A 23,592-nucleotide genomic window follows, 5' to 3' on the forward strand; every position below is an offset into this window, starting at 1 on the left:
GCCACCTTCGTCAACGGCAAGCTCGTCGAACGCCCCGACGATCAGCCCTCACCAGCAGCTGCTTAGGAACTCGTGATCCACAGGTCTTGACGATTGCTCAACCGCGTGCACAAACAAAGCCTAAAGCGCTCCAGTAGCCGCCGTAGCACTTACTGCATCCATCTAGCGTATAACCGCAGGTGGAAGGCCGAAATGTGCACGTACTTAGTGGTGCCTTCACCTCGGACGATATCTCCGCAACGACCCCTCATTGTGATGTCAGTCACATTTGCGGTTGGCGTGGTCGAGGAGAGCCGAGAGCCGCCAGGTCGACGGGGGAATCAGGGGCGCGCGCAGTTCTAGATGCCCCACCCACGGTGCGCCGCCGCCACTGGGGCAGCAGGTGGGAGATCGCGCCCAGCCAGAACCAGCAGCCATCAGGGCCGAGGAGGTGACCTGGTCGGCGTGCCGGCAGTGCATACCAGTGTCCGACAGCAGCAGCGCCACGCCCCAGAATCATTCCGCGAATATTCCGCGACCGCTGACCTGCTCCTGCCTACAGCGGCACTCGGCTGCATCAGATCATCGAGTGGATGAGGAGAAACCCCAGGTGGGGGGCCGTTTTGGCTGATCAAAGAGTGCCCCCGGCAGGATTCGAACCTGCGGCACCCGCTTTAGGAGAGCGGTGCTCTATCCCCTGAGCTACGGAGGCGCATGATGTGCACCAGTAAGCCTAGCGAAAGGTTGGGCCCGCTCGCGCCTCCCCAGGGGTGTCGTTTCGTGGTGCGCCGGTCATCGGCGGGCTGACCTGCGGGAAAGCGATGGCAAGTGGTCGTACGCCGGGCAGGGGAGGGGGATTACCGTCGCTGGCCGTGACCCTAACGCGACGTGGATCCGCGCGCAGGCTGCGATCGGTGCTGCTCGTCGCGGCGCTGCTCGCGCCGGCGATCCTTGCCTCGGGCATGCTCATGGCCGACTTCACCGGCTATGGGGAGCGGGCGCGGGCTCAGTTATCGGGCAGCGCGGCCGTACGCGCGGCACCGGCTCGGGCGGCGGACCAGAAGCGCGCCGAGACCACTGCCGAGACCGGGGGAGATCGGGCCCCCGCCGGAACGCCTGCTGCGCGGCCCGCCATGCCACCAACGGTGGACGGCCGAGAAGCTCAGAGGATCCACGTGATCACGATGGCGGGGACGAGACCCCTGCTGAATCCGACCCCGGTGCCCGCGCCGCCCGGTCCCGCGCGTCTTTACGAGGGGGTCGTACGGATCCTTCCGATCGCCCGGCCCGTCCAACGGATCATCCACACGGCCACGACGCCGAAGGCGAGCCGGCCGACGGAGGAGCCGGAGCCTCACGAGGAGGAGACGTTCACGTGCGAGCCGGAGTGGCGGGACACGTGGCTGTGGGAGCTCTGCCGGGAGCATGAGAGCCAGCCCGAAGGCGGGCGATGAGCTGGGAAACGCGCAAATGCGACGTGTCCGGTCGATAGCACTTATGCGAACCGGGGCTCGGGCACACAGGGCGCTGTAGTAACGTGCGTCCCTGACCCAGGTCAAGAGTTCGCAAACGGGGGAATCGATCGTGTCATCTCCTCGATCAGCCAGGCTGATCGCGGTCGTCACGGCGATGACTTCGCTGACCGTCTCCGCACCGTACGGCACGGCCGCGCCGGCCTTGGCCGACACCACGACCGCGAAGGTCCGTACGGCGTCCGCGGGGGAAAGCGTAATGACGCTCGACAAGGAGCCCACCACGCTGACCGAGCTGCGGCGGGAGGCTCAGAAGGCGTACAAGTCGATCGAGGACGCGAACCGGGCACTGGTGGCGCGGCAGAAGAAGTTCGGCACCGTCGAGAAGGCGCTGGCGGCCAAGTTGGAGAGTCTCCAGCAGGCCACGGCGGAGCTCAACAAGATGCGCAAGCCGCTGTCGGACCTCGCCTCGTCGATGTATCAGGACCCCTCGCTCGACGGGCTCAGCCCGTTCTTCAGGGCGGGGAACGGCACGGAGACGCTCCGGAGGATCGCCGACCTCGACCACATCGTCGCCGGACGGAACAACGTGCTCGGCGACGCGGTGAAGCTCTTGGAACGGCAGCAGCGGCTCGCAGAGGAGGCGCAGGAGCTCCGGGCGGCCAGCCTCCTGCAGGAGGCGCAGCTGAGCGCGCAGGTCGCCGCGTTGCGCAAACGCTCCAGCTCGCTGGTGCGGTCGCTGACCAAGGCGCTGATCAAACTCGGTGTGAAGATCAGCAGCAAGGGGGCGGGCGGCTGCGACCCGACCAGGATCGGCCAGGCGGAGCAGTACCCGAACGGCCTGCTGCCCCAGACCATCCTGTGCCCCCTGCCGCAGGCCGGGGAGGAACTGCGGGCGGACGCGGCGATCGCCTTCGCCGATCTCAACATCGCTTACAAGAAGCGCTTCGGCACCTCGATGTGCATCTCGGACAGCTATCGCAGTCTGAGCGAGCAGCAGTCCATCTACTATCGGCGGCCCGGTTTCGCCGCCACTCCGGGCAAGAGCAACCACGGGCTGGGGCTCGCGGTCGACTTGTGCGGCGGGGTGCAGAACTTCCGGTCTGTCCAGTTCAACTGGCTGGAGGCCAACAGCAAGCGGTATGGCTGGATACACCCCGACTGGTCGTATCACAGCCCCTTCGAGCCCTGGCACTGGGAGTACGATCCCCAACTTGGCGCGAAACTCTGACGATCGCCCTCGGCCGAGCAACCTCGGCGCCGGGCGTTACGCCGGGTCCGAGGAGACGTTTTGGCAGGTCACGCGTGACCAGCGGGCCTGACGGCAGGCCGGGGGCGGCGACGACGGACGCCCCCTGCACGCCGCAGGTGACCACCGCCTGATCGGCCCCGCTGCCGTTCTGACAAGACCCGGGCGCGTTCCGCCGCCCGGGCAAAGCCCCTCCACAGCCTGGGCACAGTCCGTCAGTGCGGGTGGATGGTCATCGACAGCCTGCCCTGTGCCTGGGCTTGGGCGAGCTGGGCCGCCTGCGCCGGGGTCGTGGCCAGCACCAGCAGCGCGCCGCCGTCCGTACGGCCGGGTGGCCGGGCGATCACCCGCACCTCCCGGGCGACGGTCCGGGCCTGGAAAGGCCCGTCCTCGAAGGCCGCCAGGACGTCGATCACGTCTCCCGGCGACAGCAGGCGGGCGGCGTCGGGATCGGCCATCCTGACCGGCGTCGCGACCAGACCCGGTTCGATGGCTGGCGTTCCCGCTCGCGCAGCCGACGCATCGGCTTGCGGGTCCGGCGCCCCTGGTGCCGCGGCCGGGCCGCCGCCGGCTGAGCCGACGTCCGCCGAATCACTGTCGGCCGGGCCGCCACTGGCTGAACCACCGTCGGCCGGGTCGCCGCCGGCCGAGCCACCGCCGGCTTGGCCGCCGTACGCCTGCCCGGCCAGGGTCTGGCGGAACAGGCCCGAGCCGAGCAGCCGGGCGTCGGTGAGGAGCTCGCCTCGACGCAATGGACCGGCGAGCACGCGGCCCGAGACCGGGGTGCCCGGCGCGTACGCCCCGGCGGGCACCGCATCGGGCGGGAGCCGTACGACCACGACGTCGGCGGCTGCCAGACGGCCTCCGGGGAGATCGCGGGCGGCGGCGAGGACCTCCACCCCGTCAGGGGTGCGGACGGCCAGCAGCACGCAGGCCACCGCCAGACCGGCGAGGACGGCGGCGATCGGACGGCGACGGCGCGTCCTCAGCCGCTTCAGATCACGCATGACCATCTCGGTTTCGCCTCTCGCCTCCTTGCGAGCCTCCTTGCAAGCCTCCTCGCGAGGGCCGGTTGCATCGTGGACGCTTCACGCCGATGGCCCCCATGGACCGCCTGTCCGGGCGATGCCCCGGCGGCGGTGGCGCGCCGCCGGTTCCGCCGCCGGTTCCGCCGCCGATCGCGCGGCCGGACAGGGCCGTACGGCATGGCACGCATCGGCGTCAGGGGAGCTCGATCGGCAGCTTGATCCCGTCGAGGGCGTTGCCGCAGGGGCAGATGCGCTCCTCCGGAAGGGCCTCGACGACCTGCGCGACAAGCGTGCGCATCCGCTCCACGTTGGCGGCGAAGAAGGCCAGCACTTCCTCGTGGGTGACCCCCTCACCGGCCTCCACACCGGCGTCGTGGTCGGTCACGAGGGCGAGGGTCGTGTAGCAGAGGGCGAGTTCGCGGGCGAGCACGGCCTCGGGGTGCCCGGTCATGCCGATGATCGACCAGCCCGCCCCCGCGAACCACTTCGACTCGGCCCGGGTGGAGAACCGGGGCCCCTGGACCACGACCAGAGTGCCGCCGTCGACCGTGTCCCAGCCCGTCTCGCGGGCAGTGGCCACGGCGGCCGCCCGGCCGGAGGGGCAGTAGGGGTCGGAGAACGACACGTGGACCGCCCCGCCCGCGTCGTAGTAGGTCTGCTCGCGGCCCTGCGTGCGGTCCACGAGCTGGTCGGGGATCACGAGGGCGCCCGGGCCGATCTCCGGGCGCAGGGACCCGACCGCGCTGGGCGCGAGCACCTGGCGTACGCCGAGGGAGCGAAGGGCCCACATGTTCGCCCGATAAGGGATGCGGTGGGGAGGGAAGGTGTGGCCGCGGCCGTGCCGGGGGACGAACGCGACGGTTCGGTCGCCGATGCGGCCCACGGTGATCGTGTCACTCGGCGGGCCGTACGGCGTCGTGATGTCGATCTCTTCGGCGCCCTCAAGCAGGGAGTAGAACCCCGAGCCGCCGATGACCCCGATGTCTGCGCGATTGACCATGGGCCGACACTAGCGAACGGCGCCGCACGTCCGGCGCGTGCCGTCGGCCCCTGTGGATAACCTCAGGCGGCGGCGGTCGAACCGGACGACGACGTGCTCGACGAGGAGGACGAAGACGAGCTCGTGGAGGTCGCGGGCTCCTTCTTGCCGGAGTCGCCGGACGACTTCGAGGACGACGTCGTCGTGGTGGCCGTGGTCGTGGACGAGCTCGAAGAACGGCTGTCGGTCCGATAGAACCCGGAGCCCTTGAACACGATGCCAACCGCGGAGAAGACCTTGCGCAGCTTGCCCTGGCAGGCTGGGCACTCCGTGAGCGGGTCGTCAGAGAACTTCTGGACGGCCTCCAGCTGCTCACCGCAAGCGGTACAGGCGTACTGGTAGGTAGGCACTCGCTCCTCCTGAGACTGGCACTCGACCGGGTCGATTGCTAATGGTAAGCAGTCAACAAGCCCAAACGCCACTCCAGCCCGGTTTATTGCCCCGCGCCGTCCCATTCGCGCGCGCCAGGATCCCTCGCCAAGATCCCCACCGAGAACCCGCCGGGCTCCCGCCGAGATCCCAGCGGGTTCCCGCCGAGCCTCGCCCGCGATCCACGAGCGGTCCGCCCGCGATCCGTCCGCGATCCGTCCGCAGCCCGAACCGAGCCCTGAACCGCCGCCCAAACCGCCGCAGCCCGGACCGCCGCAGCCCGGACCGCCGCAGTGCAAACCGCGGCCCGGACCGCGTCACAAACCACCGCCCGGACCGCCGCAGCGCAAACTCAGCCCGGACCGCCACGCGAAAGCAGCCCCTACGACGGTCAGCCGCCGCGTTCGCCGTACCAGCCGGCCAGCTTGCCGCGGCGGCTGACGGCGCGCAGGCGGCGTTCGACCGTCTCCCGCTGGGCGGCCGTGGTGACCACGAGGAGCTGGTCGCCCGCCAGCAGCCGCGTCGTCGGCGTGGGCACGAACGACTGCCCGTTCCGTACGACGAGGGTGACCATGGCGTTCGCGGGCAGCCGGAGCTCGAAGATCTCCACACCGTGCATGAGCGAGCCGGGCGGGATGCGGACCTGCAGCAGCTCGGCGTTCAGCTCTTCCAGTGGCGCGGCCTCCACGTCGAGGTCGCGGGCCTCGCCCTCCGCCGCCAGGCCGAGCAGCCTGGCGAGGTACGGCAGCGTGGGCCCCTGGAGGATCGTGAACACGATGACGATGATGAACACGTCGTTGAACAGGCCCTTCGCCCCCGGCAGCCCGGCGGCCCAGGGGATCGCGGCCAGCACGATGGGCACCGCACCGCGCAGCCCGGCCCACGACAGGAACACCTGCTCGCGCCACGACAGCGCACCGAGGCGCAGGAGCCGGGCGATCGCCGCGGACACCACCACGGACGCCGGCCGGGCGACCAGGACCAGCAGCAGGCCCGACACCACGGCTGGGACGAGCACGCCCGGCAGTTCGCCCGGGTCCGCGAGCATGCCGAGCATGACGAACAGCCCGATCTGGGCGAGCCAGGCGGCGCCCTCCGCGAAGCCGCGCGTGGCGGCGCGGTGGGGGAGCCTGGCGTTGCCCAGGACCAGCGTGGTCAGGTAGACCGCGAGGAACCCGCTGCCGTGCAGCAGGGTCGCCCCGCTGTAGGTGATGAACGCCAGCGCCAGCACCGCGATCGGGTAGAGGCCGGAGGCGGGCAGCGCGACCCGGCGCAGCGCGTACACCCCCGCCGGGCCCACGGCGAGACCGACGGCCGCGCCGATGACGAGCTCGACGGTGGTGTCCAGCAGGATGTGCGGCAGCGAGAGCTCGAACGACGAGCCCGCGCTCAGCATGATCACGAGGATGACGGTCGGGGCGTCGTTGAAGCCCGACTCGGCCTCCAGGATCCCGGCGAGCCGGGGCGGCAGCGGCAGCCGTCTCAGCACGGAGAACACGGCCGCCGCGTCGGTCGACGCCAGGAACGCGCCCAGCAGCAGCGCCATGCGCCATTCCATGCCGAGCAGGACGGCGACGCCCGCCGCGAGCACGACGACGCTGACCGCGATTCCGACCGTGGCGAGCACGAGCGCCGTCGGGACGGCGTCGCGTACGTGTTTCCAGTTGGTGGTGAGACCACCCTCGGCGAGGATCACGGCGAGCGCGACCAGGCCGAGTTGCTGGGCCATCTGGGCGTTGTCGAAGTTGATGCCGATGGGGCCGCCCTCGCCGAGCAGCAGCCCGAGGCCGAGATAGAGGAGCAGCGAGGGAAGGCCGGTGCGATGCGCGATCCGTACGGACGCGATGGCCGCGATGACGACGACGGCGGACAGGAGCAGCCAGACGTTCAGACCGATCCGCTCCCTTCGCCGTCTCTTATGTCAATCTTGTCATATCTGTACCAAGCGGGCGATTCCGCTGGGAAGAGCAGCAAAGCGGACGCGCTGGTCATGCGGCTCGGCGGGAACCCCCTCCAGCAACTCGCCCTCGTGCAGGAGCGCCACCGTTGGCACATTCGGCCCGACGCGGGCGAGCGCCCGGTCGTAGAACCCGCCGCCGCGGCCGAGCCGTACGCCGGTCACCCGGTCGACGGCGAGGGCCGGCGCGATCACCAGCGCGGCGGTGCGGATCGCGTCGACGCCGCGCCGGACGTCCACCGGCTCCATGATTCCGTACGGACCGGGGACCAGGGAGTCGGGCCCGTCGTACACCGCCCAGTCGAGGTCGCCGTCCGGGCGCTGCACCGGCAGCATCACCGTGGCGCCGTGCTTCCACAGGGCCAGGATCAGTCCCTGCGTGGCCGGCTCGGTGCCCGTCGACCAGTAGCAGGCCACCAGGCCCGCCATCTGCACCCACGGCTGGTCGAGGAGTAACTCCCTGATGGCCGCCGACGACTCGCGCAACGTCCCGGGATCGAGCTCCGAGCGGCCGCGCAATATACGCCGACGCAGGTTCATCTTGTCCAAAGACTGCTCCGTTAGTGTCTACTCATGGCTGACTTCGATCCCGTGACCAAAGCCGTCGTGCCCGCCGCGGGTCTCGGCACCCGCTTCCTTCCCGCCACGAAGGCGACCCCCAAGGAGATGCTGCCCATCGTCGACAAGCCGGCCATCCAATACGTGGTGGAGGAGGCCGTCTCCGCCGGACTGCTGGACGTCCTCATGGTGACCGGCCGCAACAAGCGTTCGATCGAGGACCACTTCGACGTAGCGTACGAGCTTGAGGACGCTCTTCGCGCGAAGGGCGACGAAGAGCGGCTCAACCAGGTCAAGGAGCCCGTCGACCTCGCCACCATGCACTACGTGCGGCAGGGCGAGCCGAAGGGTCTCGGCCACGCCGTCCTGTGCGCCAAGCAGCACGTCGGCCACGAGCCGTTCGCCTGTCTGCTCGGCGACGACATCATCGACCCCCGCGACCCGCTGCTCAAGCGCATGATCGAGGCGCGCGCGACCTACGGCGGCAGCGTCATCGCGCTGATGGAGGTGCCGCGCGAGCAGATCTCCCTGTACGGCGCCGCCGCCATCGAACCGACCGACGAGGACGACGTCGTCCGCGTCACGGACCTCGTGGAGAAGCCCCCGGCCGACGAGGCGCCCTCCAACTGGGCCGTCATCGGCCGTTATGTGATCGACCCCGCCGTGTTCGACGTGCTGGAGCGCACCCCGCCGGGACGCGGCGGCGAGATCCAGCTCACCGACGCCCTGCGCACCCTTGCATCGATGGGCCCGGAGGAGGGCGGTCCGGTGCACGGCGTGTTGTTCCGCGGCCGTCGTTACGACACCGGCAACAAGCTGGAGTATCTGCAGACCGTGGTGCAGTTCGCCGCGAACCGGGACGACCTCGCCCCCGAGTTCCTGCCGTGGCTGCGGGAGTTCCTGGACAAGTCCGGACAGTGAGCCGATGAAACCCGTCGACCGCCATCTCGCCGACATCCTCGCGGTGGTGCGACCGCTCGCACCGCTGGAGGTCGAGATCGAGGCCGCCCTCGGCGCCGTGCTGGCCGAGGACGTCGCCTCGCCCGTCCCGCTGCCGCCGTTCGACAACTCGGCCATGGACGGCTATGCCGTACGGGCCGAGGACGTGGCCGCCGCGCCCGTCACGCTGCCCGTGATCGGGGACGTCGCGGCGGGGGGCGGCGGGCTGAACGCCCTCGGCCCCGGCCTGGTCACCCGCATCATGACCGGGGCGCCCGTGCCCACCGGCGCCGACGCCGTCGTTCCGGTGGAGTGGACCGACGGCGGCACCGCCCGCGTACGGATCGACAGGCCGGCCCCGCCTGGCAACGCGATCAGGCGGGCGGGCGAGGACGTGCGGGCGGGCGACGTGGTGCTCCGCGAGGGCGTCAGGATCGGGCCCGCCCAGATCGGCATACTCGCCGGGGTGGGCCGCCGCCGGGTGCTGGTGCGGCCCCGGCCGAGGGTGGTCGTGCTGTCCACGGGTGCCGAGCTCAGCGAGCCCGGCACCCCGCTGGGCGCGGGCCGCATCTGGGAGTCCAACAGCTTCATGCTCGCCGCCGCCGTACGCGAGGCGGGGGCGCAGGGGTTCCGGGCCGGTTCGGTGACCGACGACCCCAAGGAGTTCATGGACACGCTGGACGCCCAGCTCGTGCGGGCCGACGCCGTGATCACCAGCGGCGGCGTCTCCATGGGGGCGTACGAGCCGGTCAAGGAGGCCCTGTCGCCGCTGGGCACGGTGACCTTCGAGAAGGTCGCCATGCAGCCGGGCATGCCGCAGGGCTTCGGCGTCGTGGGGCCCGACCGCGTGCCGATCTTCACGCTGCCCGGCAACCCGGTCTCGTCGTTCGTGTCGTTCGTGCTCTTCGTCAAGCCGGCCCTGCGGGCGATGCAGGGCCTTCCGGCCGGGCCGCCCGCGACCGCGCGCGCGGCCCTCACCGGGCCGGTGCGGTCCCCGGCGGGCAAGCGGTCGTACCTGCGGGCCGTGCTGACGGGCGAGAGCGTCGCACCGGTGACCGGGCAGGGCTCGCACCAGCTCGCGGCGCTGGCCGGGGCGAACGCGCTGATCGTGGTGCCGGAGGACGAGACCTCGCTGCCCGAGGGCGCCGAGGTGGAGGTGATACCCCTGTGAATGACGGCACTGCGAAGCTGACTCACGTGGACGAGTCGGGCGCCGCCCGGATGGTGGACGTCTCCGAGAAGGACGTGAGCGCGCGCACCTCCGTCGCGACCGGGCGCGTGCTGCTGTCGCCCGAGGCGGTGGCCGTGCTCCGCGCGGGTGACGTGCCCAAGGGCGACGCGCTCGGCGTGGCGCGGATCGCCGGGATCATGGGCGCCAAGCGCACTCCCGACCTCGTGCCGCTGTGCCACCCGATCGCCCTGACCGGCGTGAAGGTCGACCTCGCCGTCGTGGACGAGGGGGTGGAGATCACCGCCCGGGTCCGTACGGCCGACAGGACGGGCGTCGAGATGGAGGCGCTCACGGCCGTCACCGTCGCGGCGCTCGCACTGGTGGACATGGTCAAGGCGGTGGACCCGGCGGCCGTGATCAGCGACGTCCGGGTCGAGGAGAAGACGGGCGGCAAGACGGGCCACTGGACCCGGCCCGGACAGGAGTAAGGCGTGCGCGCGTTGGTGGTGACGGTGTCCAACAGGGCGTCCGCGGGCGTCTACGAGGACAGGTCCGGGCCGCTGCTGGCCGGCCTGCTCAAGGAGGCGGGCTGCGACCAGGTGGACGGGCCCCGCGTGATCCCGGACGGCGACGCCGTCGAGGCCGCGCTGCGCGAGGGCGTCGCCGCGGGCTACGACGTGATCGTCACCACGGGCGGCACCGGGGTGACGCCCCTCGATCTCACCCCGGAGATGACCCGCCGGGTGCTCGACCGGGAGATTCCCGGCATCGCCGAGGCCATCCGTCAGGTCAACCGGGAGAAGGTGCCGGCGTCGATCCTGTCCCGGGGTCTCGCCGGGCAGGCGGGCACGACTCTGGTGGTCAACCTGCCCGGGTCCTCCGGCGGCGTACGGGACGGCATGGCCGTGCTGACCCCGATCCTGGCCCACGTCGTCGACCAGATCCACGGCGGCGATCATGCCCGCTGAGCAGCCGGCCGAGACCGCGGCGCGTCCCGCGTGGCGCGTTGACCGTGTTCCGGTGGATGATTGACGAATGGATCGACTTCGCGGCTGGCCGGCAACCATGGCCGAGGGGCCCGTCGGGCTGCGGCCGCTGCGCCTGCGTGACGTCCGTGACTGGCGCGACACCCGGCTGCGCAACGCCGAATGGCTCCGCCCGTGGGAGCCGAGCAACCCCGAGACCCCGCTGTTCCGCACCGGTCTCGGGCCGTACGTCTCGATGGTCGGCACGCTGCGCCGCGAGGCCCGCCAGGGCATGGCCATGCCCTGGGTGGTCACGTACGAGGGGCGGTTCGCCGGGCAGCTCACCGTGGGCGCGATCGTGTGGGGATCGGCCCGCTCCGCTCAGGTGGGCTACTGGGTCGACGGCGCGCTCGCCGGGCGGGGCATCATCCCGACCGCCCTCGCCATGGCGGTGGACCACTGCTTCTTCACGACCGGTTTACACCGCCTCGAGGCCAACATCCGGCCGGAGAACCAGGCCAGCCGCAGGGTCGTGGAGAAGCTCGGGTTCCGCGAGGAGGGCATCCGCCGGCGTCAGCTGCACATCGACGGCGCCTGGCGCGACCACATCTGCTACGCGCTGACCGTGGAGGACGTGCCCCGCGGACTGCTCGTCCAGTGGCGCCGCACCATGAACTCGGCCGCCCGCCGCAGCGAGTCCAGCCCCGGTTAGGAGCCGGCGTACGGCCGGCTGCAATCGAAGGACAAGCCGATCACTAGCGGGCGCTGTGATGCTCGGTGGCACTCGACAGAAACCGTGTCACCGGAGGCATCGCCATGAGCAAGCGGATCCCGTCCCTCCCGCCCCGGCCGCCGCTGGCCCACCGGTAGCGGCCCGCACGCGCTGGCCTGTGGAAATCGCGCGTTCGCACGGGATCGAATTACATGAAGAGCTTTGACGATCTCGCGACACACCGGACTGAATGCTCGTCATTCAGTGACACACAGTCCTACGGTGCGTGACGTGAACACCTCTCCGCCGACCCAGGGCCACGGATGTGTTCACCATGCCCTCCGGCACGCCCGTACGGCGGTCCGGAGGTGGCCGCATGGGTAGTGCCCTGCTCTACCTGGCCATCGTCGTCATGTGGCTCAGCGTCCTGCTGCCCATGTGGCTGCGCCGGGACCGGCACACCGACGACGAGCTGTTCGAGGAGCAGGCGGAGGCGAACACGCTGTCCGAGCGGCCCGCCGCCGACTGCGCCGAGGCGCCGGAGGCCTCGGACGACGCCGATGACGCCGACGATTCCGACGGGGATGCGGACGGAGGCGACGCCGACACGGTCGTCACCCCGCCGGCCGTCGCCGCTTCCGACGCGGCCCCGGGCAACGAGACCGTCACGGCCGACCAGGTCGCGGCGGAGCGGCATGCGCGGGCCCGCCGTGTCGCCGCTCACCGCCGCGCCCGGATCCTCGCCCGGCGCAGGCGGCGGCTCCTGTGGAGCATCCTGCTCGTGCTGGCCTCCGTGGTCACCGCGGCCGTACGCGTGATGCCCTGGTGGGCGGTCGCGCCCTCGGGCGTGCTCCTGCTCGGCTACCTCGCCGTGCTGCGCGTGGCCGTACGCGCGGACAGGGAGCAGCGGGAGAGGGCCGCCCGGATGCGGGCCGAGCACCTGCGCCGCCGGCGGGAGCGCCGCCGCGCCCTGGCCGAGGCGGCCCGCGAGGCGGAGATCATCAAGTTCGAGGCGCGCAGGCGTGTGCAGGTCTTCGACCAGTACGCCGACGGACGCCGCGCGGCCGGGGACTGATTCGGTGGCGCGAACACCCCGCAGAGTTTGCTAATCTAGTCGAGGTCGTTGGGGCTATAGCGCAGTCCGGTAGCGCACTTCGTTCGCATCGAAGGGGTCTGGGGTTCAAATCCCCATAGCTCCACCACGACGAAGGCCCGTCAGGTGATCCACCTGGCGGGCCTTTTCGCTGCTCAGAGCCTTACCGCTACGTCCTGGGGGGCCGGTACGGCTGCCGCTCCGCTCCGGCTCCACGCGCTCCTGCAGGGACCGGTCCCACCACGCCTGCAGCTCGCATGTGGTCCGGACCTGGTCATGACTGCCAGACCCGCCTGAAGCTCTCGCGGGCCCGGTGCAGGCGCGACTTGACCGTGCCGGCCGGCACGTCGAGCAACCGGGCCGCCGCGCTCTCCTCCAGCCCTTCCAGGTCGCGCAGCACGAGCACCGCGCGGTGTTCGGGGGACAGATGCCCCAGCACGTCCCTGATGTCGGCGGCGCGTTCGACGTCGACCGGGGAGGGCAGCTCGGTCAGCTCGGCGGCCACCGTGCGGCCCTCCCGCTTGGCGATCCGCACCGCTTCCCGTACGGCGATCGCCCGTACCCAGCCGTACAGGGCGGCGGGTTCCTTCAGCGTGCGCAGGTTGCGGAAGACCGCGATCAGCGCCTCCTGGGCGGCGTCGGCCCCGGCGTCCAGCGCGATCGGGCCGCAGATCCGGCCGAGGTAGGGCGTGAGCTCCTTGAGCAGGTCGTTCATCGCCACGGTGTCGCCGCGCTGGGCGGCCACCACCAGGGCGGCGGTGTCGTGCGCGGTCATCGGGCGGTCTGCCCGGCCTGGAGAGCGAGGGCGGCCAGGGCGCGCTCGCCCGCGGCGCGTACGCCGATGGGGATCAGCGCCGCGCGCCCGGGGACGCGGACGCCGCCGGTCTGGGCGACCAGGGTGCCACCGGGCACGGCGGTGGCCGCCAGGCCGATGAGCAGGAAGCGGCTCTGCATCCAGCACCAGCCGGGCTGAAGATCCACGTCGAAACGGGCGCGCATGCCATACCTGCTGCGGGCCCGTGCCACGAGCCGGCCCCCGCCCAGGTCCGCGTCGATGGTCAGGCCCCTCATGTCGGGCTCGAAGGTGCCGAAGCTCCTCTCCAGATCGCTCGCGATGCCCCACACCACGTCGAAGGGGGCCGGGATCGTGCGCTCGCTGACGTACGCGCCCGCGATCGCGGAGGCGAGCACGCGCAGCCGCCGCACCGGGTCGAGCTCGGCGACAGGCCAGGACGAGGACATGGTCATGTCCTTTCAGAGGAGGCGAAGGCCCGGAAGGTTCCATGGAACCTCCTCGGCGGGCGGCCCCTCCTCCAGGGTGTGAACACTCGAACGCGCAAAGCGCCTCGCGAACCTGGTCGCCGGAGTTCTGCTCACCGACGCGGCGGCACACCTCTACTGGACGACGGGCCGCACCTGGCCCGCCCACGACGTCAGGGCCCTGTCTCTCGCCGTGCTGAACATGGAGGTGCCCTTCACCCCGCCCGTGCTGATCCCGCTGGTCGCCGCGCTGACCACGGGCGCCGCCGCGGTGGTGGCCCGCTCACGCGGACGAGGCGGCAGGCCCGCCTCGCTGGTCACCCTCGCGGTGGGCTGCGGGGTGCTGCTGCGCGGGGCGGCGGGCCTGGTGTGGGCGTTCGGCATCGGCGCCGACACCGGCATGCCGTTCTACTGGCTCAACCTGTTCCTCTACACCCCCGCCTGCCTGGTGATGCCGGCGGCGGTCGTCGCGGTCCAGGCCGGCGATCCGGCTACCACGGTGTTCGGCGGCCGGCTGATGCCCGCGCTGGTCTTCGGCCGTCCGCGTCCGGAGCCGGCCGGCACCAGGGGGTTCACATCCCTATAGCTTCACCACGACGAAGGTCCGGCAGGTGATCCATCTGCCGGGCCTCTCCGCTGCCTCTGCCACGTCCTGGATGGCTCATCTCCTGCCCGGTCGTGTTCCAGTACGGAGGGTCGTTCCACACGTGGGCGGCCTCGGCGGCCACGCGGATGCCCTCGGCCTTGCCGGCCATGGCCGCGGGTGCGCGGCGCGACGGGTCGTCGATGTACGCGCGCCCGCTGATCGACACCGGTGGCCGGATGCCTGGCCCGGTACCTGCCGCGACCGGGTGCACCAGATCGACCCGCTTTCCGCGTCGAAGACGGCCGGTTCTCCCGAGCCGGCGTCGACGGCGGGGATCAGAAAGCGCGTTTTTCGGCCAGCCGCGGACGTCTCCGAGCCGGCGCCCGATCTCCGCGATGTGCTCCTCTTCGGGCGGCGTGACCGCAGTTCGCGCAATACGCCCCATTCGTACGCCGAACTCCTGGGGGCTCTTTGACCTCTTCAGCGACCAAATCAGGCCTATTACTCCCATGGCGGTCGGTTTCGCGAGGCGTTCGCCGTACACGAGTTGTGCCTCCAGCGGCTTCTCGGGGTGGAGGCCCGCGGCGATCTGAGCTCCCACCACGGCATCGGCGGAGGTGCCCGCGATGAGGCCGGCGTCGCGTACGTCGATGCCCTGCTCGGCCAGGCCGGCGAGACACCCGCCTCCCAGGCGATCCCGGTCGGCCCGCCGCCGAGAACCAGCGCTCTTCCGCCCATGGGCCCCTCCCCGCTTGCCGAATCCCTGCTGTCGAATCACTGCGACATGGTTGAGATGAGGGAAACTGAGTACGTCGTACTCGATTTTGTGGGCCTGCGCGCTCCCGGGATGACACACCCGATCAGGAGGGGCGAATCGCTACCCGGCCATGCAGGGTGCGACGCTGGAGACGCTTTTATCGCCGTCCGAGCTGCCGTGGGAGCCCGCACAGGGGGACGCGCGGACGAGAGACGGGGAAATCTTGGTGTTCCGCCGGAGACGTGGAGGGGCCCTGGCGGCCTACCGATATAGGACAGGCATTTCTTTTCCGGTTCTTTCCACCGCATATGGTCCACTGGCCGGGAGGGGGGAGGATGCGCCTGCACGACCGTTTCTCCATCACGTTTCGCATCACTCTGTTCACCGGGGTGATGGCGACTTTCCTGTGCGCGCTGCTGGCCCTGTCCATAATGACGGGCATCCATCATTACGTCAGTGACGACGTCGAGAGGGAGATCTCGGCGGCGGGCGGCCGCGTGGCCGTCCAGATCGAGCGGGGGCAGATGACCTACCCGCTCGACGTCTACAAGAGCCGCGATCTCCAGGTGGTCGACCCGTCCGGCCGGGTGGTCGCCGCGACCGCGAATATGCGTGGCAAGCCGAGAATGGCGAGCTTCATTCCGCCGGACACCAGGAACAGCATCAGTCGTGTCGTGTGCGGCGATGACTTCGCGGCCCCCGGATGCAACGTCGTCGTGGCCCAGTGGGCGCACCGCAGCGGCGAGAGATGGCTGGTCTACAGCGCGGCCCCGCAGGTGCCGCCGTGGGTCGATCCCTGGCTGGCCTCGCTGGTGGGACTGAGCGCGGCGGCGCTGGCCGCGGCCATCACCTATCTGGGTTACCGGGACGTGCGGGCATCGCTCAGGCCGGTCGACGCCATCCGCACGGAACTGGATGAGATCAACGAGACCTGTCCCAGCCGCCGGGTGCCGATGCCGCCCGCGCGAGACGAGATCCGGGCGATGGCCGAGAGCGTCAACCATACGCTGAGCCGGCTCGACGGCGCGTTACAGCAGGTGCAGAGCGCGCTGCAACATCAGCGCCAGTTCGTCTCCAACGCCTCCCATGATCTGCGTACGCCGATAGCGGCCATGCGCGCCGAGGTGGAGGACGGTCTCCTCGCGCCGGAGGAGACCAGCGTGTCCCAGCTGGGCGAGGCCATCCTGCCCAGTCTCGAGCGGCTGGAGGCGATCGTGCACGACCTGCTGACCATCGAGCGGCTGGAGCACGGTGCCTACGGCGAACAGGCCAGGATCGATCTGGCCGTGCTCGTGGCCGCGGAGTTGCGGGGACGCGCGCAGAAGACCAAGCGGTACGAATGCGCACTCAAGCCCGGCGCCATCGTGGCCGGCGACAGGATGCGCCTCGCCCGGTTGCTGACCAGCCTCTTCGACAACGCCGAACGGCATGCCAGGTCGAAGGTCTCCGTGTCCGTACGGCACGAGGCCGGCGAGGGGCGCGGCACCGCGGTGCTGGAGGTCGGCGACGACGGGCCGGGCATCGATCAGGACAAGCGCGAGATCGTGTTCGACCGGTTCACCCGGCTGGACACGGCACGCAGCAGGAACGCCGGAGGCGCGGGGCTGGGGCTGTCGATCGCCCGCCAGATCGCGGAGGCCCACGGGGGCAGCCTGAAAATCGAGGACAGCCCGGTCGGCGCCCGCTTCGTCCTGCGCCTCCCGGCCGTTTGCGACCCGACGATGGCGGCCCGGGCCGGCGACGGCGTCCCCGGTGAGAACGACCCCAGTGAGCCGTGCTGAACATCGCGCTTGACGGAGTGAGTGCTCACTCCGTACGTTGAGGGCATGACGGACACCACTCCCCGCCGGCGTGCGCCGGCCATGAGCACCGAGCAGCGCAGGGCGATGATCGTCGCCGCCGCGCTTCCGCTGGTCGCCGAGCGCGGCGCCGCCGTCACCACGAGCCAGATCGCCCGGGCCGCCGGAATCGGCGAGGGCACCGTCTTCCGGGTCTTCGCCGACAAGGACGAGCTGCTCGACGCGTGCGTGACCGAGGCGACGGACCCCGGTCACGTGCTGCGCGAGCTGGCCTCGATCTCCCTGGACGACCCGCTCGCCGACCGGCTGGCGCAGGCGGTTGAGGCGCTGCGCGCCCACCTGGAACGCATGGGAGCCGTGATCGGCGCCCTCCACGGCCCCGGCCACCGCCTCGAACGCCGCGGACGGCAGGGCGAGGAAAGCGTCGGGCAGGCCCCGCAAAGCGGCGGGCGGGCCCAGGAAGGCAGGCCCGGAGGCGGCGGCGCCTCGCGAGGCAGGGAGGCCTCGATGAGGGCGATCCACGAGGCGATGGTCGAGCTGATCGAACCCGACCGGGCGGCGCTCCGCCTGGAGCCCGAGAAGATCGCCTCCGTCTTCATGGGAATGCTCTTCGTCCGTCCTCAGGCCGCTTCCGGCGGCGTGGAGGCGTCCCCGGAGGAGCTCGTGGACATCCTGCTGCACGGCACGCTCAAGACCCCCGGGAGCGCGGCATGACCTATGAGGTCATGTCCTCGGCCTGACCGAGGCCGAAGATCTTGGCGGCGTTGTCGTGACAGACCGCGCGGAGCCACTCGTCTCCCAGGTCCAGGTCGGCCAGGGCCGTCAGCGCCTCGCCGTACGGATAGGGGATGTTGGGGAAGTCGGTGCCGAGCAGGACGCGGTCCTGCAGCTCCAGCAGCAGCGGGACGGCCTCCCTGGGGAACGGCGCGGTCTCCTCGGTGAAGCCGGTGAAGGCCATCGTCGTGTCCAGGAAGACCGCCGGATGCCGCAGGGCCAGATCGAGGAACTCGGCATACTCGGGCGTGCCCATGTGGGCGATCACGAGCGGCAGCCTGGGATGCCGGGAGAGCAGGGCCGCGATCGGTTCCGGCCCGGTGTACGGCCCGGGGGCCGGGCCCGACCCGCAGTGCGTGACGACCGGGATGCCGTGGTCCTCCAGCAGCCCCCAGACGTCGTCGAGCAGCGGGTCGTTCGGGTCGTACGCGCCGACCTGGAGATGCGCCTTGAACACCCGGGCGCCCCGCTCGATGGCCTGCGCGACGTATCGCCCGGCGCCGGGCTCGGGGAAGAACGTGGCCGTGTGCAGGCAACCGGGCACCCGGGCGGCGAAACCGGCGGCCCAGTCGTTCAGCCACTCCGCCATGCCCGGCTTGTGGGGATAGAGCATGGAGGTGAACGCCCGCACGCCGAAGGCCCTGAGCCGCTCGACGCGGTCGTCCTCGGCCAGCCGATAGGCGATCGGCCAGGGCCGGCCGACCAGCGGCCCGGCGGAGTCGAAGTAGGCCCACACCTTGGTCAGGACGCGTTCCGGCATGAAGTGGGTGTGGACGTCGATCAGGCCCGGCAGGCCCAGCTCCCGCCAGAACGCGGTCACGCGTCGGATGTCGTCGCCTGCGGCGGATGTCTCGTCCGGCATGACCTCACACGTTATCCGCTCGCCGTCCGCCCGCCGCGTCGAGGTAGCGTCCGGCCGGCGCGCGCAGATGATCGCGCAGCTCGGGCGGGTCGAGCACGGTGCAGGGCACGTCGAGCCCGGTGAGGAAGGCGGTCAGGTTGTGGAGCGAGTCGCCGCCGGTCTCCAGCACGCAGGCGTCCGCGCCGTCGGCGCGCGGCAGCCCGGCCGCGGCGGTGAGCCGCGCGCCCACAACATCGGCGGGCGCGTGCAGCCGTACGACGGCCCGGTGCCTCCAGGCGGCCGAGCCCGCTCCGCGTACGACGTGGGCGGCGGCGCCGTCCTCGGGCGGTTCGCGCGGGGTGAAGCGGGGGCCGTTCGGGACGCGGAGCCGCATCCGGTCGGCGCGGAAGGTCCGCCAGTCGTCGCGGTCGACGTCCCAGGCCGGCAGATACCAGCGCCGGCCGGTGAAGACGAGCCGGTGCGGCTCGGCCGTACGGCGTCCCTCGCCGCCTCGGTGGCCGAGGTAGTCGAACCGCAGGGTCTCGTGGTCGCGGACGGCCGCGGCGATCGAGATCAGCGTCTCGGGGTCCACCGTGGGGCCGTGCCCCGGCACCGCGACCGTCGCGGCGCGCACGGCCTCGATCCGGTGGCGCAGCCGGGACGGCCGGACAGGTTGCTGTCGATGGGCGCGAAACAGCACGAGTCGCCCACGGAGCGCGGCCCCGGGTTCGTCACGGCCTCGGTCGCCGACCCGTTCGGCAACATCCTCGGGATCATGCGCAACGCCCACTACCTGGAGGTCCTCGAAGGCCGCGGATGAAAGTTGCAGCGCCGTGCCCCGCCCACCAGGCGCGTACGGCCTGCCGCTCCGGCGTACGTTGACCGGCCCGCCCTCCGCTGTGGACGATCGCCGTCCCCGGGACCGCCGATCGACACGAGGGATGCGGACGATGAGATCGAAGAAGGAGATCAGCGCCTGGCTCACGGCGGTGCTCCTGGCGGCCGCCGCGCTGTTCGCGCCGCTGGCGGCAGAGACCGGGGCGGGAGCCGCGACGGTGACGACGCCGCTGCTGGCGGCCGCGTCGGCGATGCCCTGCAACACCGGCCCGGCCTCTTCGGCGGCGCCGCAGAACACGCCGCCGAGCGCCCCGGGGACGCCCGAGGTCGTCCACGTGTTCCTGAACTCGGTCACCCTGCGCTGGGCGCCCGCCACCGACGAGGACGGCATCGCCTGCTACTACGTCAGGGAAGGCACGACCAACGTGGCGACCTTCCAGCCCGCGGCCACCGAGGGCACCTTCGCCCTGCCGTGGCCGCCCTACGGCGTCCCCTACGAGGACCACGAGCTGCACGTCGTGGCCGTGGACACGAAGGGCGCGGTGGGGCCCGCGTCCGAGAGCGTGACGGTGCGGGTCCACAACGACGTCATCGTCACGACCTCGCCGTCGGTCCCGGCCCAGGGCGCCTGCCGGGTGACCTACCAGGCGTACCCCTGGTCCAGCGGGATGACCGTGAACATCTCGATCACCAACACGGGCACCCAGCCCGTCAGGGACTGGCGGCTCACGTTCACCTTCCCGGACACCGGCCAGCAGGTGACCTCGGGATGGGTGGCCACGTGGTCCCAGACCGGCACACAGGTGACGGCGGAGGCCCCGGCCTGGGGCAAGGACCTCACTGCCGGCGCCTCGATCACCATCGGCTTCAACGGCACTCACACGGGAGTCAACCCGACCCCGGCGCAGTTCAGGCTCAACGGCTCAGTCTGCGCCTGAAGCCTCCCCGGGGCCTGCCGCCGTCCGCGCCCGGTGCCCGCCATTGGCGGCGTACGCGGCACCGCTTCGGACGGCGGAAGGCCGGGTCGGCCGAGGTCGGTGGAGTGCGTTCAGCCCAGGCCGGCGTACTGGCGGGGCCGCAGGGCCTGGGCGCGCAGCGCGGCCAGCGCGGCGCGCCGCCCGGCGTCCGTGAGCCGCCACGGCGCGTCGTCGCCCGCCACCCGCGTCACGGGCTCGCGGCGCGTGCCCTCGGGCGCAGAACCCGTCGCCCGCGGCGCCGAAGCCGTCGCCTGGCCTTCCTGAGCCGCGGCCCCCGGCTCGGGGCCGACGAGGCCCGAAGCGTCGGCGCCCGAAGCGCCGGGGCCCTGAGCGTTCAGGCCCGGAGCGTCAGCGCCCTGAGCGCCAGCGCCCTGAGTGTCGAAGCCCAGCGTGTCGAGGCCCAGGGCGTCGAGGCGGTGGCGGAGCCGGGAGAGCGGGCCGGTGAGGTCGGCGCCGCCGACCCGGCCGCCGTCCGTGGCGCGCCAGCCCTCGCCGTTGACCACCTCGGCGATCCGGGCGCGCAGGTCGCCGTCGCGCACCACGTCGCCGTCCACGAGGATCATCAGCGCCGACTCGCGGATGGAGACCTCGAAGTCGTGCTCCCCGGGCGCGGGGACGAGCAGCGTGGGCGCCGCCGCGTCCCACATGGCGGCGCGGTCGTCCAGCAGGTTTCTGCCCGTGGTCGTGAGCACCAGCCTCCGGCCGCTGCGCCGCAGTGCCCCGAGATCGTGTACGGCGATCTGCCGCAGCTCGGTGAGCGCGGGCACGTCGGCCTCGCCGCGTACGGCCCCCGGCCTGGTGGGATTGCCCCAGCCGAACCGGTCGGCCGCCTCGGCGGCCACGGCACGCCCGACGTTGAGCCGCTCGGTCAGGCGAACCCCGGTGCGGGCCAGGCCGAGCAGCCACCGCAGCGGTTCCAGGTGGGGCTCGTCCGGAGCCGCGATGGGGGCGTGCAGCCGCACCTCGAAGGGCTGGGCGAGCTCGCGGCGGGCGGTGCCGCGCCCGAGCACCCAGCGGTTCAGCCGCTCGCCGTGCACCCGGTGCAGCCAGCAGTCGCCGCCCAGCTCCGGGCGGGGCGCGGTGAGCCACCGGCGGGTCAGCTCCTCGCGGTCCACCGGGTCGCCGGTGACGATGGCCAGTTCCAGGGCGGCCGCGCACGCGACGTGCGCCCCGAGCTCCTCCGGCCCCATGATCGAGCTCCATGACAGCTCGGCGACGTCCGGGGGCAGCACCCCGGTGGCCTCCAGCTCACGGTGGTAGGCCGCGGCCCCGGCCTCCTCGCCCTCCCTGGCGTACGTCATCAGGATGCGTGCGGTGGCCGGGGAGTCGCACAGGGCGGCGTAACGCTCCATGCCCGCGAGCCTGAGCAACCGGCCGAGCGCCCTGGCGATGGTCGCCTGGTCGCCCGGCACCTTGATCGGCAGCGTGTACCAGAGGAACTCGCACACGTCGAACTGGCTGATGGTCTCCAGCGCCTCGCCGCCGGCGAGCCACTCGACCGCGACGCGGGCGGGCTCGGCGACGTCCGGCTCGGAGCGCTCCAGCAGGGCGAGGAGCGCGGCGACGTCAGGTGCGGGCATGACCCGCAGTCTGCCGTATCGACCCCATCGTTGACGACGACCGGGCATCACTCGCGACCACCCCCCCTCTGGGTGCACCATAGGGCGCACAGTACGCGCCCAACGATACGGGGGTGTCAGATCCACGAGTCGAACAGCATCCTCGCGTGCCAGGATTCGTACGGGACGGATTCGGCGCCGATCACGGGATAGAGCCAGCCGAAGTTGACCAGGGCCAGGAGCACGAACGCGCCGACCACGGCCGTGCCGACCACGCGCCGGTTGGGCCGGGCCGGATCCTCCTTGCCGATGATCAACCCGCAGGCCAGCACGAGTGCGAGGATCATGAACGGCACCATCGGCATCGCGTAGAACATGAACATCGTCCGGTTGTCCGCGATGGCGAAGTAGAACCACGGCAGCCATCCGGCGGCGTAGCCGAGCAGCACCGCGCCCGCCCGCCAGTCGCGGGTCGCGACATACCAGGCGATCATGCCGATGAGCGCGATCAGACCGGCGTACCAGATGACCGGCGTCCCGGTGCCGAGCACCGCCCAGGAGCAGGAGTCGGCGCCGCAGTTCTTCGGCGACTCGTAGAAGAACGCCACCGGGCGCAGCAGCAGCGGCCACTGCCACGGCTCGGACTGGTACGGATGGCTCGACTCCAGACCGGTGTGGAAGCTGAGCACCTGCTTCTGGTAGTCGAACCAGGAGCGGAGCGAGTCGATGATGAAGTAGACCGGGCCGCTGGAGGTCGCCTGGTCCCAGTTGCGCCCGTAGCCCTTGTCGGTGACGAACCACCCCGTGAACGACACGATGTAGGTGAGGACCGGGACGGCCGCCATCCACGCCGTGGCGAGCGGCAGGTCGCGGCGGATGACCGTGCCGTACGGCCGGGGCGTGCCGACGGCCCGCCGGGCGCCCGCGTCCCACAGCAGCGTCATGATCGCGAAGGCGGCGATGTAGAAGCCGCCGGTCCACTTGGTGGCCATGGCCAGGCCGAGGCACAACCCGGCGGCCAGGCGCCAGGGCCGCAGGCCCAGCCGCGGCCCCTCCGCGGGCGACCCCGCCTCGTGCCACTCGGCCAGCCGGCTGCGGGACCAGTCCCGGTCGGCCACGAGGCAGGCGAACCCGGCGAGCACCCAGAACATCAGGAAGATGTCCAGCAGCGCCGTACGCGACAGCACGAAGTGGAGGGCGTCGAGCGACAGCAGCAGACCGGCCGCGCAGCCGAGCAGCGTCGAGCGGGTCATCCTGCGGGCCGTGCGGGCGAGGATCAGGATGGACAGCGTGCCGAGCAGAGCGGCGGTGAAGCGCCAGCCGAGCGGGTTCGCTCCGAAGATCAGCTCGCCGACGCCGATCAGCCACTTGCCGACCGGCGGGTGCACCACGTAGGAGGCGCACTCGCTCACCGAGCCGCAGTGCTTGAAGATGTTCTCGTTGCCGGCGAGCAGGAGCTTGTCCGCGCCGTCGACGAACTGCCGTTCGACACCGTATTTGATGGTGGCGAAGGCGTCCTTGGCGTAGTAGGTCTCGTCGAAGACGACGGCGTGCGGCGTGCCCAGGCGGTAGAACCGCAGGAATCCGCCGAAGAGGGCGACCAGGATGGGGCCGAGCCAGCCCCACATGGCGCTGCCGGGCATGGGCGGCACGAGCCGGTCGCGCAGGGAA

Annotated in this window: 25 protein-coding genes and 2 tRNA genes; 14 read left to right on the top strand and 13 right to left on the bottom strand. The window is 71.4% G+C overall.

What is annotated here, in order from left to right; all coding sequences use genetic code 11:
• Positions 1-618 precede the first annotated feature (618 nt).
• Positions 619-691 (bottom strand) — tRNA-Arg (locus tag FLV34_RS35525).
• Positions 692-851: 160 nt separating this feature from the next.
• Between FLV34_RS35525 and FLV34_RS35530 the strand changes: the two genes are divergently transcribed.
• Together FLV34_RS35530 and FLV34_RS35535 are read left to right on the top strand one after the other, a co-directional pair.
• A complete protein-coding gene (locus FLV34_RS35530) occupies positions 852-1,433 on the top strand; it encodes a hypothetical protein (protein WP_142652025.1) in 582 nt (193 codons plus the stop codon).
• A 130-nt stretch (positions 1,434-1,563) separates the two neighbouring features.
• Entirely contained in the window at positions 1,564-2,682 is a 1,119-nt protein-coding gene (locus FLV34_RS35535; RefSeq protein ID WP_142652023.1) for a M15 family metallopeptidase, read from the top strand.
• A 233-nt stretch (positions 2,683-2,915) separates the two neighbouring features.
• Here FLV34_RS35535 and FLV34_RS42930 read toward each other — a convergent pair whose 3' ends face one another.
• The 5 genes from FLV34_RS42930 to FLV34_RS35560 form a co-directional block, all read right to left on the bottom strand.
• Positions 2,916-3,707 carry an SAF domain-containing protein gene (locus FLV34_RS42930; RefSeq protein ID WP_261986022.1) on the bottom strand — a complete coding sequence of 264 codons (792 nt, stop codon included), beginning with the start codon at positions 3,705-3,707 and terminating at the stop codon, positions 2,916-2,918.
• Between the two features lie 214 nt (positions 3,708-3,921).
• Positions 3,922-4,728 (bottom strand): S-methyl-5'-thioadenosine phosphorylase, encoded by an 807-nt coding sequence (locus FLV34_RS35545; RefSeq protein ID WP_147945189.1) that lies wholly within the window; start codon positions 4,726-4,728, stop codon positions 3,922-3,924.
• A gap of 62 nt (positions 4,729-4,790) precedes the next feature.
• Positions 4,791-5,117, bottom strand: coding sequence for an FmdB family zinc ribbon protein (locus FLV34_RS35550; protein WP_147945190.1), 327 nt, complete (start codon positions 5,115-5,117; stop codon positions 4,791-4,793).
• A gap of 410 nt (positions 5,118-5,527) precedes the next feature.
• The gene (locus FLV34_RS35555; RefSeq protein WP_142652015.1) at positions 5,528-7,033 is read right to left on the bottom strand and encodes a potassium/proton antiporter; all 1,506 of its coding nucleotides are present in this window, start codon (positions 7,031-7,033) and stop codon (positions 5,528-5,530) included.
• A 33-nt stretch (positions 7,034-7,066) separates the two neighbouring features.
• A complete protein-coding gene (locus FLV34_RS35560; protein ID WP_142652033.1) occupies positions 7,067-7,633 on the bottom strand; it encodes a 5-formyltetrahydrofolate cyclo-ligase in 567 nt (188 codons plus the stop codon).
• A 33-nt stretch (positions 7,634-7,666) separates the two neighbouring features.
• Here FLV34_RS35560 and galU point away from each other — a divergent pair, with 33 nt between their 5' ends.
• The 7 genes from galU (at position 7,667) to FLV34_RS35595 (ending at position 12,640) form a co-directional block, all read left to right on the top strand.
• The gene (gene galU / locus FLV34_RS35565) at positions 7,667-8,572 is read left to right on the top strand and encodes a UTP--glucose-1-phosphate uridylyltransferase GalU (RefSeq protein ID WP_142652014.1); all 906 of its coding nucleotides are present in this window, start codon (positions 7,667-7,669) and stop codon (positions 8,570-8,572) included.
• A 4-nt stretch (positions 8,573-8,576) separates the two neighbouring features.
• Positions 8,577-9,761 carry a gephyrin-like molybdotransferase Glp gene (gene glp / locus FLV34_RS35570; RefSeq protein WP_147945191.1) on the top strand — a complete coding sequence of 395 codons (1,185 nt, stop codon included), beginning with the start codon at positions 8,577-8,579 and terminating at the stop codon, positions 9,759-9,761.
• Positions 9,758-10,249 (top strand): cyclic pyranopterin monophosphate synthase MoaC, encoded by a 492-nt coding sequence (gene moaC, locus FLV34_RS35575; RefSeq protein ID WP_142652010.1) that lies wholly within the window; start codon positions 9,758-9,760, stop codon positions 10,247-10,249. Before glp ends, moaC begins: the two co-directional genes overlap by 4 nt.
• Positions 10,250-10,252: 3 nt before the next feature.
• On the top strand, positions 10,253-10,729 hold the full coding sequence (locus FLV34_RS35580) for a molybdenum cofactor biosynthesis protein B (protein WP_142652008.1): 477 nt from the start codon (positions 10,253-10,255) through the stop codon (positions 10,727-10,729).
• Between the two features lie 67 nt (positions 10,730-10,796).
• Complete coding sequence (locus tag FLV34_RS35585; protein ID WP_142652007.1) at positions 10,797-11,438, top strand: GNAT family N-acetyltransferase; 642 nt, start codon at positions 10,797-10,799, stop codon at positions 11,436-11,438.
• Between the two features lie 376 nt (positions 11,439-11,814).
• Positions 11,815-12,513 (top strand): hypothetical protein, encoded by a 699-nt coding sequence (locus FLV34_RS35590; protein WP_147945192.1) that lies wholly within the window; start codon positions 11,815-11,817, stop codon positions 12,511-12,513.
• A gap of 50 nt (positions 12,514-12,563) precedes the next feature.
• A tRNA-Ala gene (locus FLV34_RS35595) sits at positions 12,564-12,640 on the top strand.
• A 165-nt stretch (positions 12,641-12,805) separates the two neighbouring features.
• Here the strand turns inward: FLV34_RS35595 and FLV34_RS35600 are convergent.
• Together FLV34_RS35600 and FLV34_RS35605 are read right to left on the bottom strand one after the other, a co-directional pair.
• Entirely contained in the window at positions 12,806-13,306 is a 501-nt protein-coding gene (locus tag FLV34_RS35600) for an RNA polymerase sigma factor (RefSeq protein ID WP_147945193.1), read from the bottom strand.
• Positions 13,303-13,773 carry a hypothetical protein gene (locus FLV34_RS35605; RefSeq protein WP_205831175.1) on the bottom strand — a complete coding sequence of 157 codons (471 nt, stop codon included), beginning with the start codon at positions 13,771-13,773 and terminating at the stop codon, positions 13,303-13,305. Before FLV34_RS35605 ends, FLV34_RS35600 begins: the two co-directional genes overlap by 4 nt.
• A gap of 127 nt (positions 13,774-13,900) precedes the next feature.
• On the opposite strand from FLV34_RS35605, the gene FLV34_RS35610 reads away from it, so the two are divergent.
• On the top strand, positions 13,901-14,377 hold the full coding sequence (locus tag FLV34_RS35610) for a DUF3995 domain-containing protein (RefSeq protein ID WP_261986025.1): 477 nt from the start codon (positions 13,901-13,903) through the stop codon (positions 14,375-14,377).
• Here the strand turns inward: FLV34_RS35610 and FLV34_RS35615 are convergent.
• Positions 14,364-15,155 (bottom strand): hypothetical protein, encoded by a 792-nt coding sequence (locus FLV34_RS35615; RefSeq protein ID WP_147945195.1) that lies wholly within the window; start codon positions 15,153-15,155, stop codon positions 14,364-14,366. The two genes, FLV34_RS35610 and FLV34_RS35615, sit on opposite strands and share 14 nt — an antisense overlap.
• Before the next feature lie 314 nt (positions 15,156-15,469).
• Here FLV34_RS35615 and FLV34_RS35620 point away from each other — a divergent pair, with 314 nt between their 5' ends.
• Both FLV34_RS35620 and FLV34_RS35625 read left to right on the top strand, forming a co-directional pair.
• The gene (locus FLV34_RS35620; RefSeq protein ID WP_147945196.1) at positions 15,470-16,915 is read left to right on the top strand and encodes a cell wall metabolism sensor histidine kinase WalK; all 1,446 of its coding nucleotides are present in this window, start codon (positions 15,470-15,472) and stop codon (positions 16,913-16,915) included.
• Between the two features lie 45 nt (positions 16,916-16,960).
• Complete coding sequence (locus FLV34_RS35625; protein ID WP_261986023.1) at positions 16,961-17,647, top strand: TetR/AcrR family transcriptional regulator; 687 nt, start codon at positions 16,961-16,963, stop codon at positions 17,645-17,647.
• A gap of 1 nt (position 17,648) precedes the next feature.
• Here the strand turns inward: FLV34_RS35625 and FLV34_RS35630 are convergent, their stop codons facing one another.
• On the bottom strand, positions 17,649-18,569 hold the full coding sequence (locus FLV34_RS35630; protein WP_142652000.1) for an amidohydrolase family protein: 921 nt from the start codon (positions 18,567-18,569) through the stop codon (positions 17,649-17,651).
• A 4-nt stretch (positions 18,570-18,573) separates the two neighbouring features.
• The gene (locus FLV34_RS42935) at positions 18,574-19,182 is read right to left on the bottom strand and encodes a YafY family protein (protein WP_260617539.1); all 609 of its coding nucleotides are present in this window, start codon (positions 19,180-19,182) and stop codon (positions 18,574-18,576) included.
• A gap of 48 nt (positions 19,183-19,230) precedes the next feature.
• Between FLV34_RS42935 and FLV34_RS42940 the strand changes: the two genes are divergently transcribed.
• Both FLV34_RS42940 and FLV34_RS35640 read left to right on the top strand, forming a co-directional pair.
• Entirely contained in the window at positions 19,231-19,368 is a 138-nt protein-coding gene (locus tag FLV34_RS42940; RefSeq protein WP_261986024.1) for a VOC family protein, read from the top strand.
• Positions 19,369-19,498: 130 nt separating this feature from the next.
• Positions 19,499-20,323: a cellulose binding domain-containing protein gene (locus tag FLV34_RS35640; protein ID WP_142651998.1), complete on the top strand. Its 825-nt coding sequence runs from the start codon at positions 19,499-19,501 to the stop codon at positions 20,321-20,323.
• Between the two features lie 110 nt (positions 20,324-20,433).
• On the opposite strand, the gene FLV34_RS35645 is transcribed toward FLV34_RS35640, so the two are convergent.
• Positions 20,434-21,942 (bottom strand): hypothetical protein, encoded by a 1,509-nt coding sequence (locus tag FLV34_RS35645; RefSeq protein WP_147945199.1) that lies wholly within the window; start codon positions 21,940-21,942, stop codon positions 20,434-20,436.
• Between the two features lie 116 nt (positions 21,943-22,058).
• Positions 22,059-23,564 carry a dolichyl-phosphate-mannose--protein mannosyltransferase gene (locus FLV34_RS35650; RefSeq protein ID WP_205831177.1) on the bottom strand — a complete coding sequence of 502 codons (1,506 nt, stop codon included), beginning with the start codon at positions 23,562-23,564 and terminating at the stop codon, positions 22,059-22,061.
• Positions 23,565-23,592 lie beyond the last annotated feature (28 nt).

Source organism: Microbispora sp. CSR-4 (assembly GCF_008033685.1).
Classification (GTDB): domain Bacteria; phylum Actinomycetota; class Actinomycetes; order Streptosporangiales; family Streptosporangiaceae; genus Microbispora.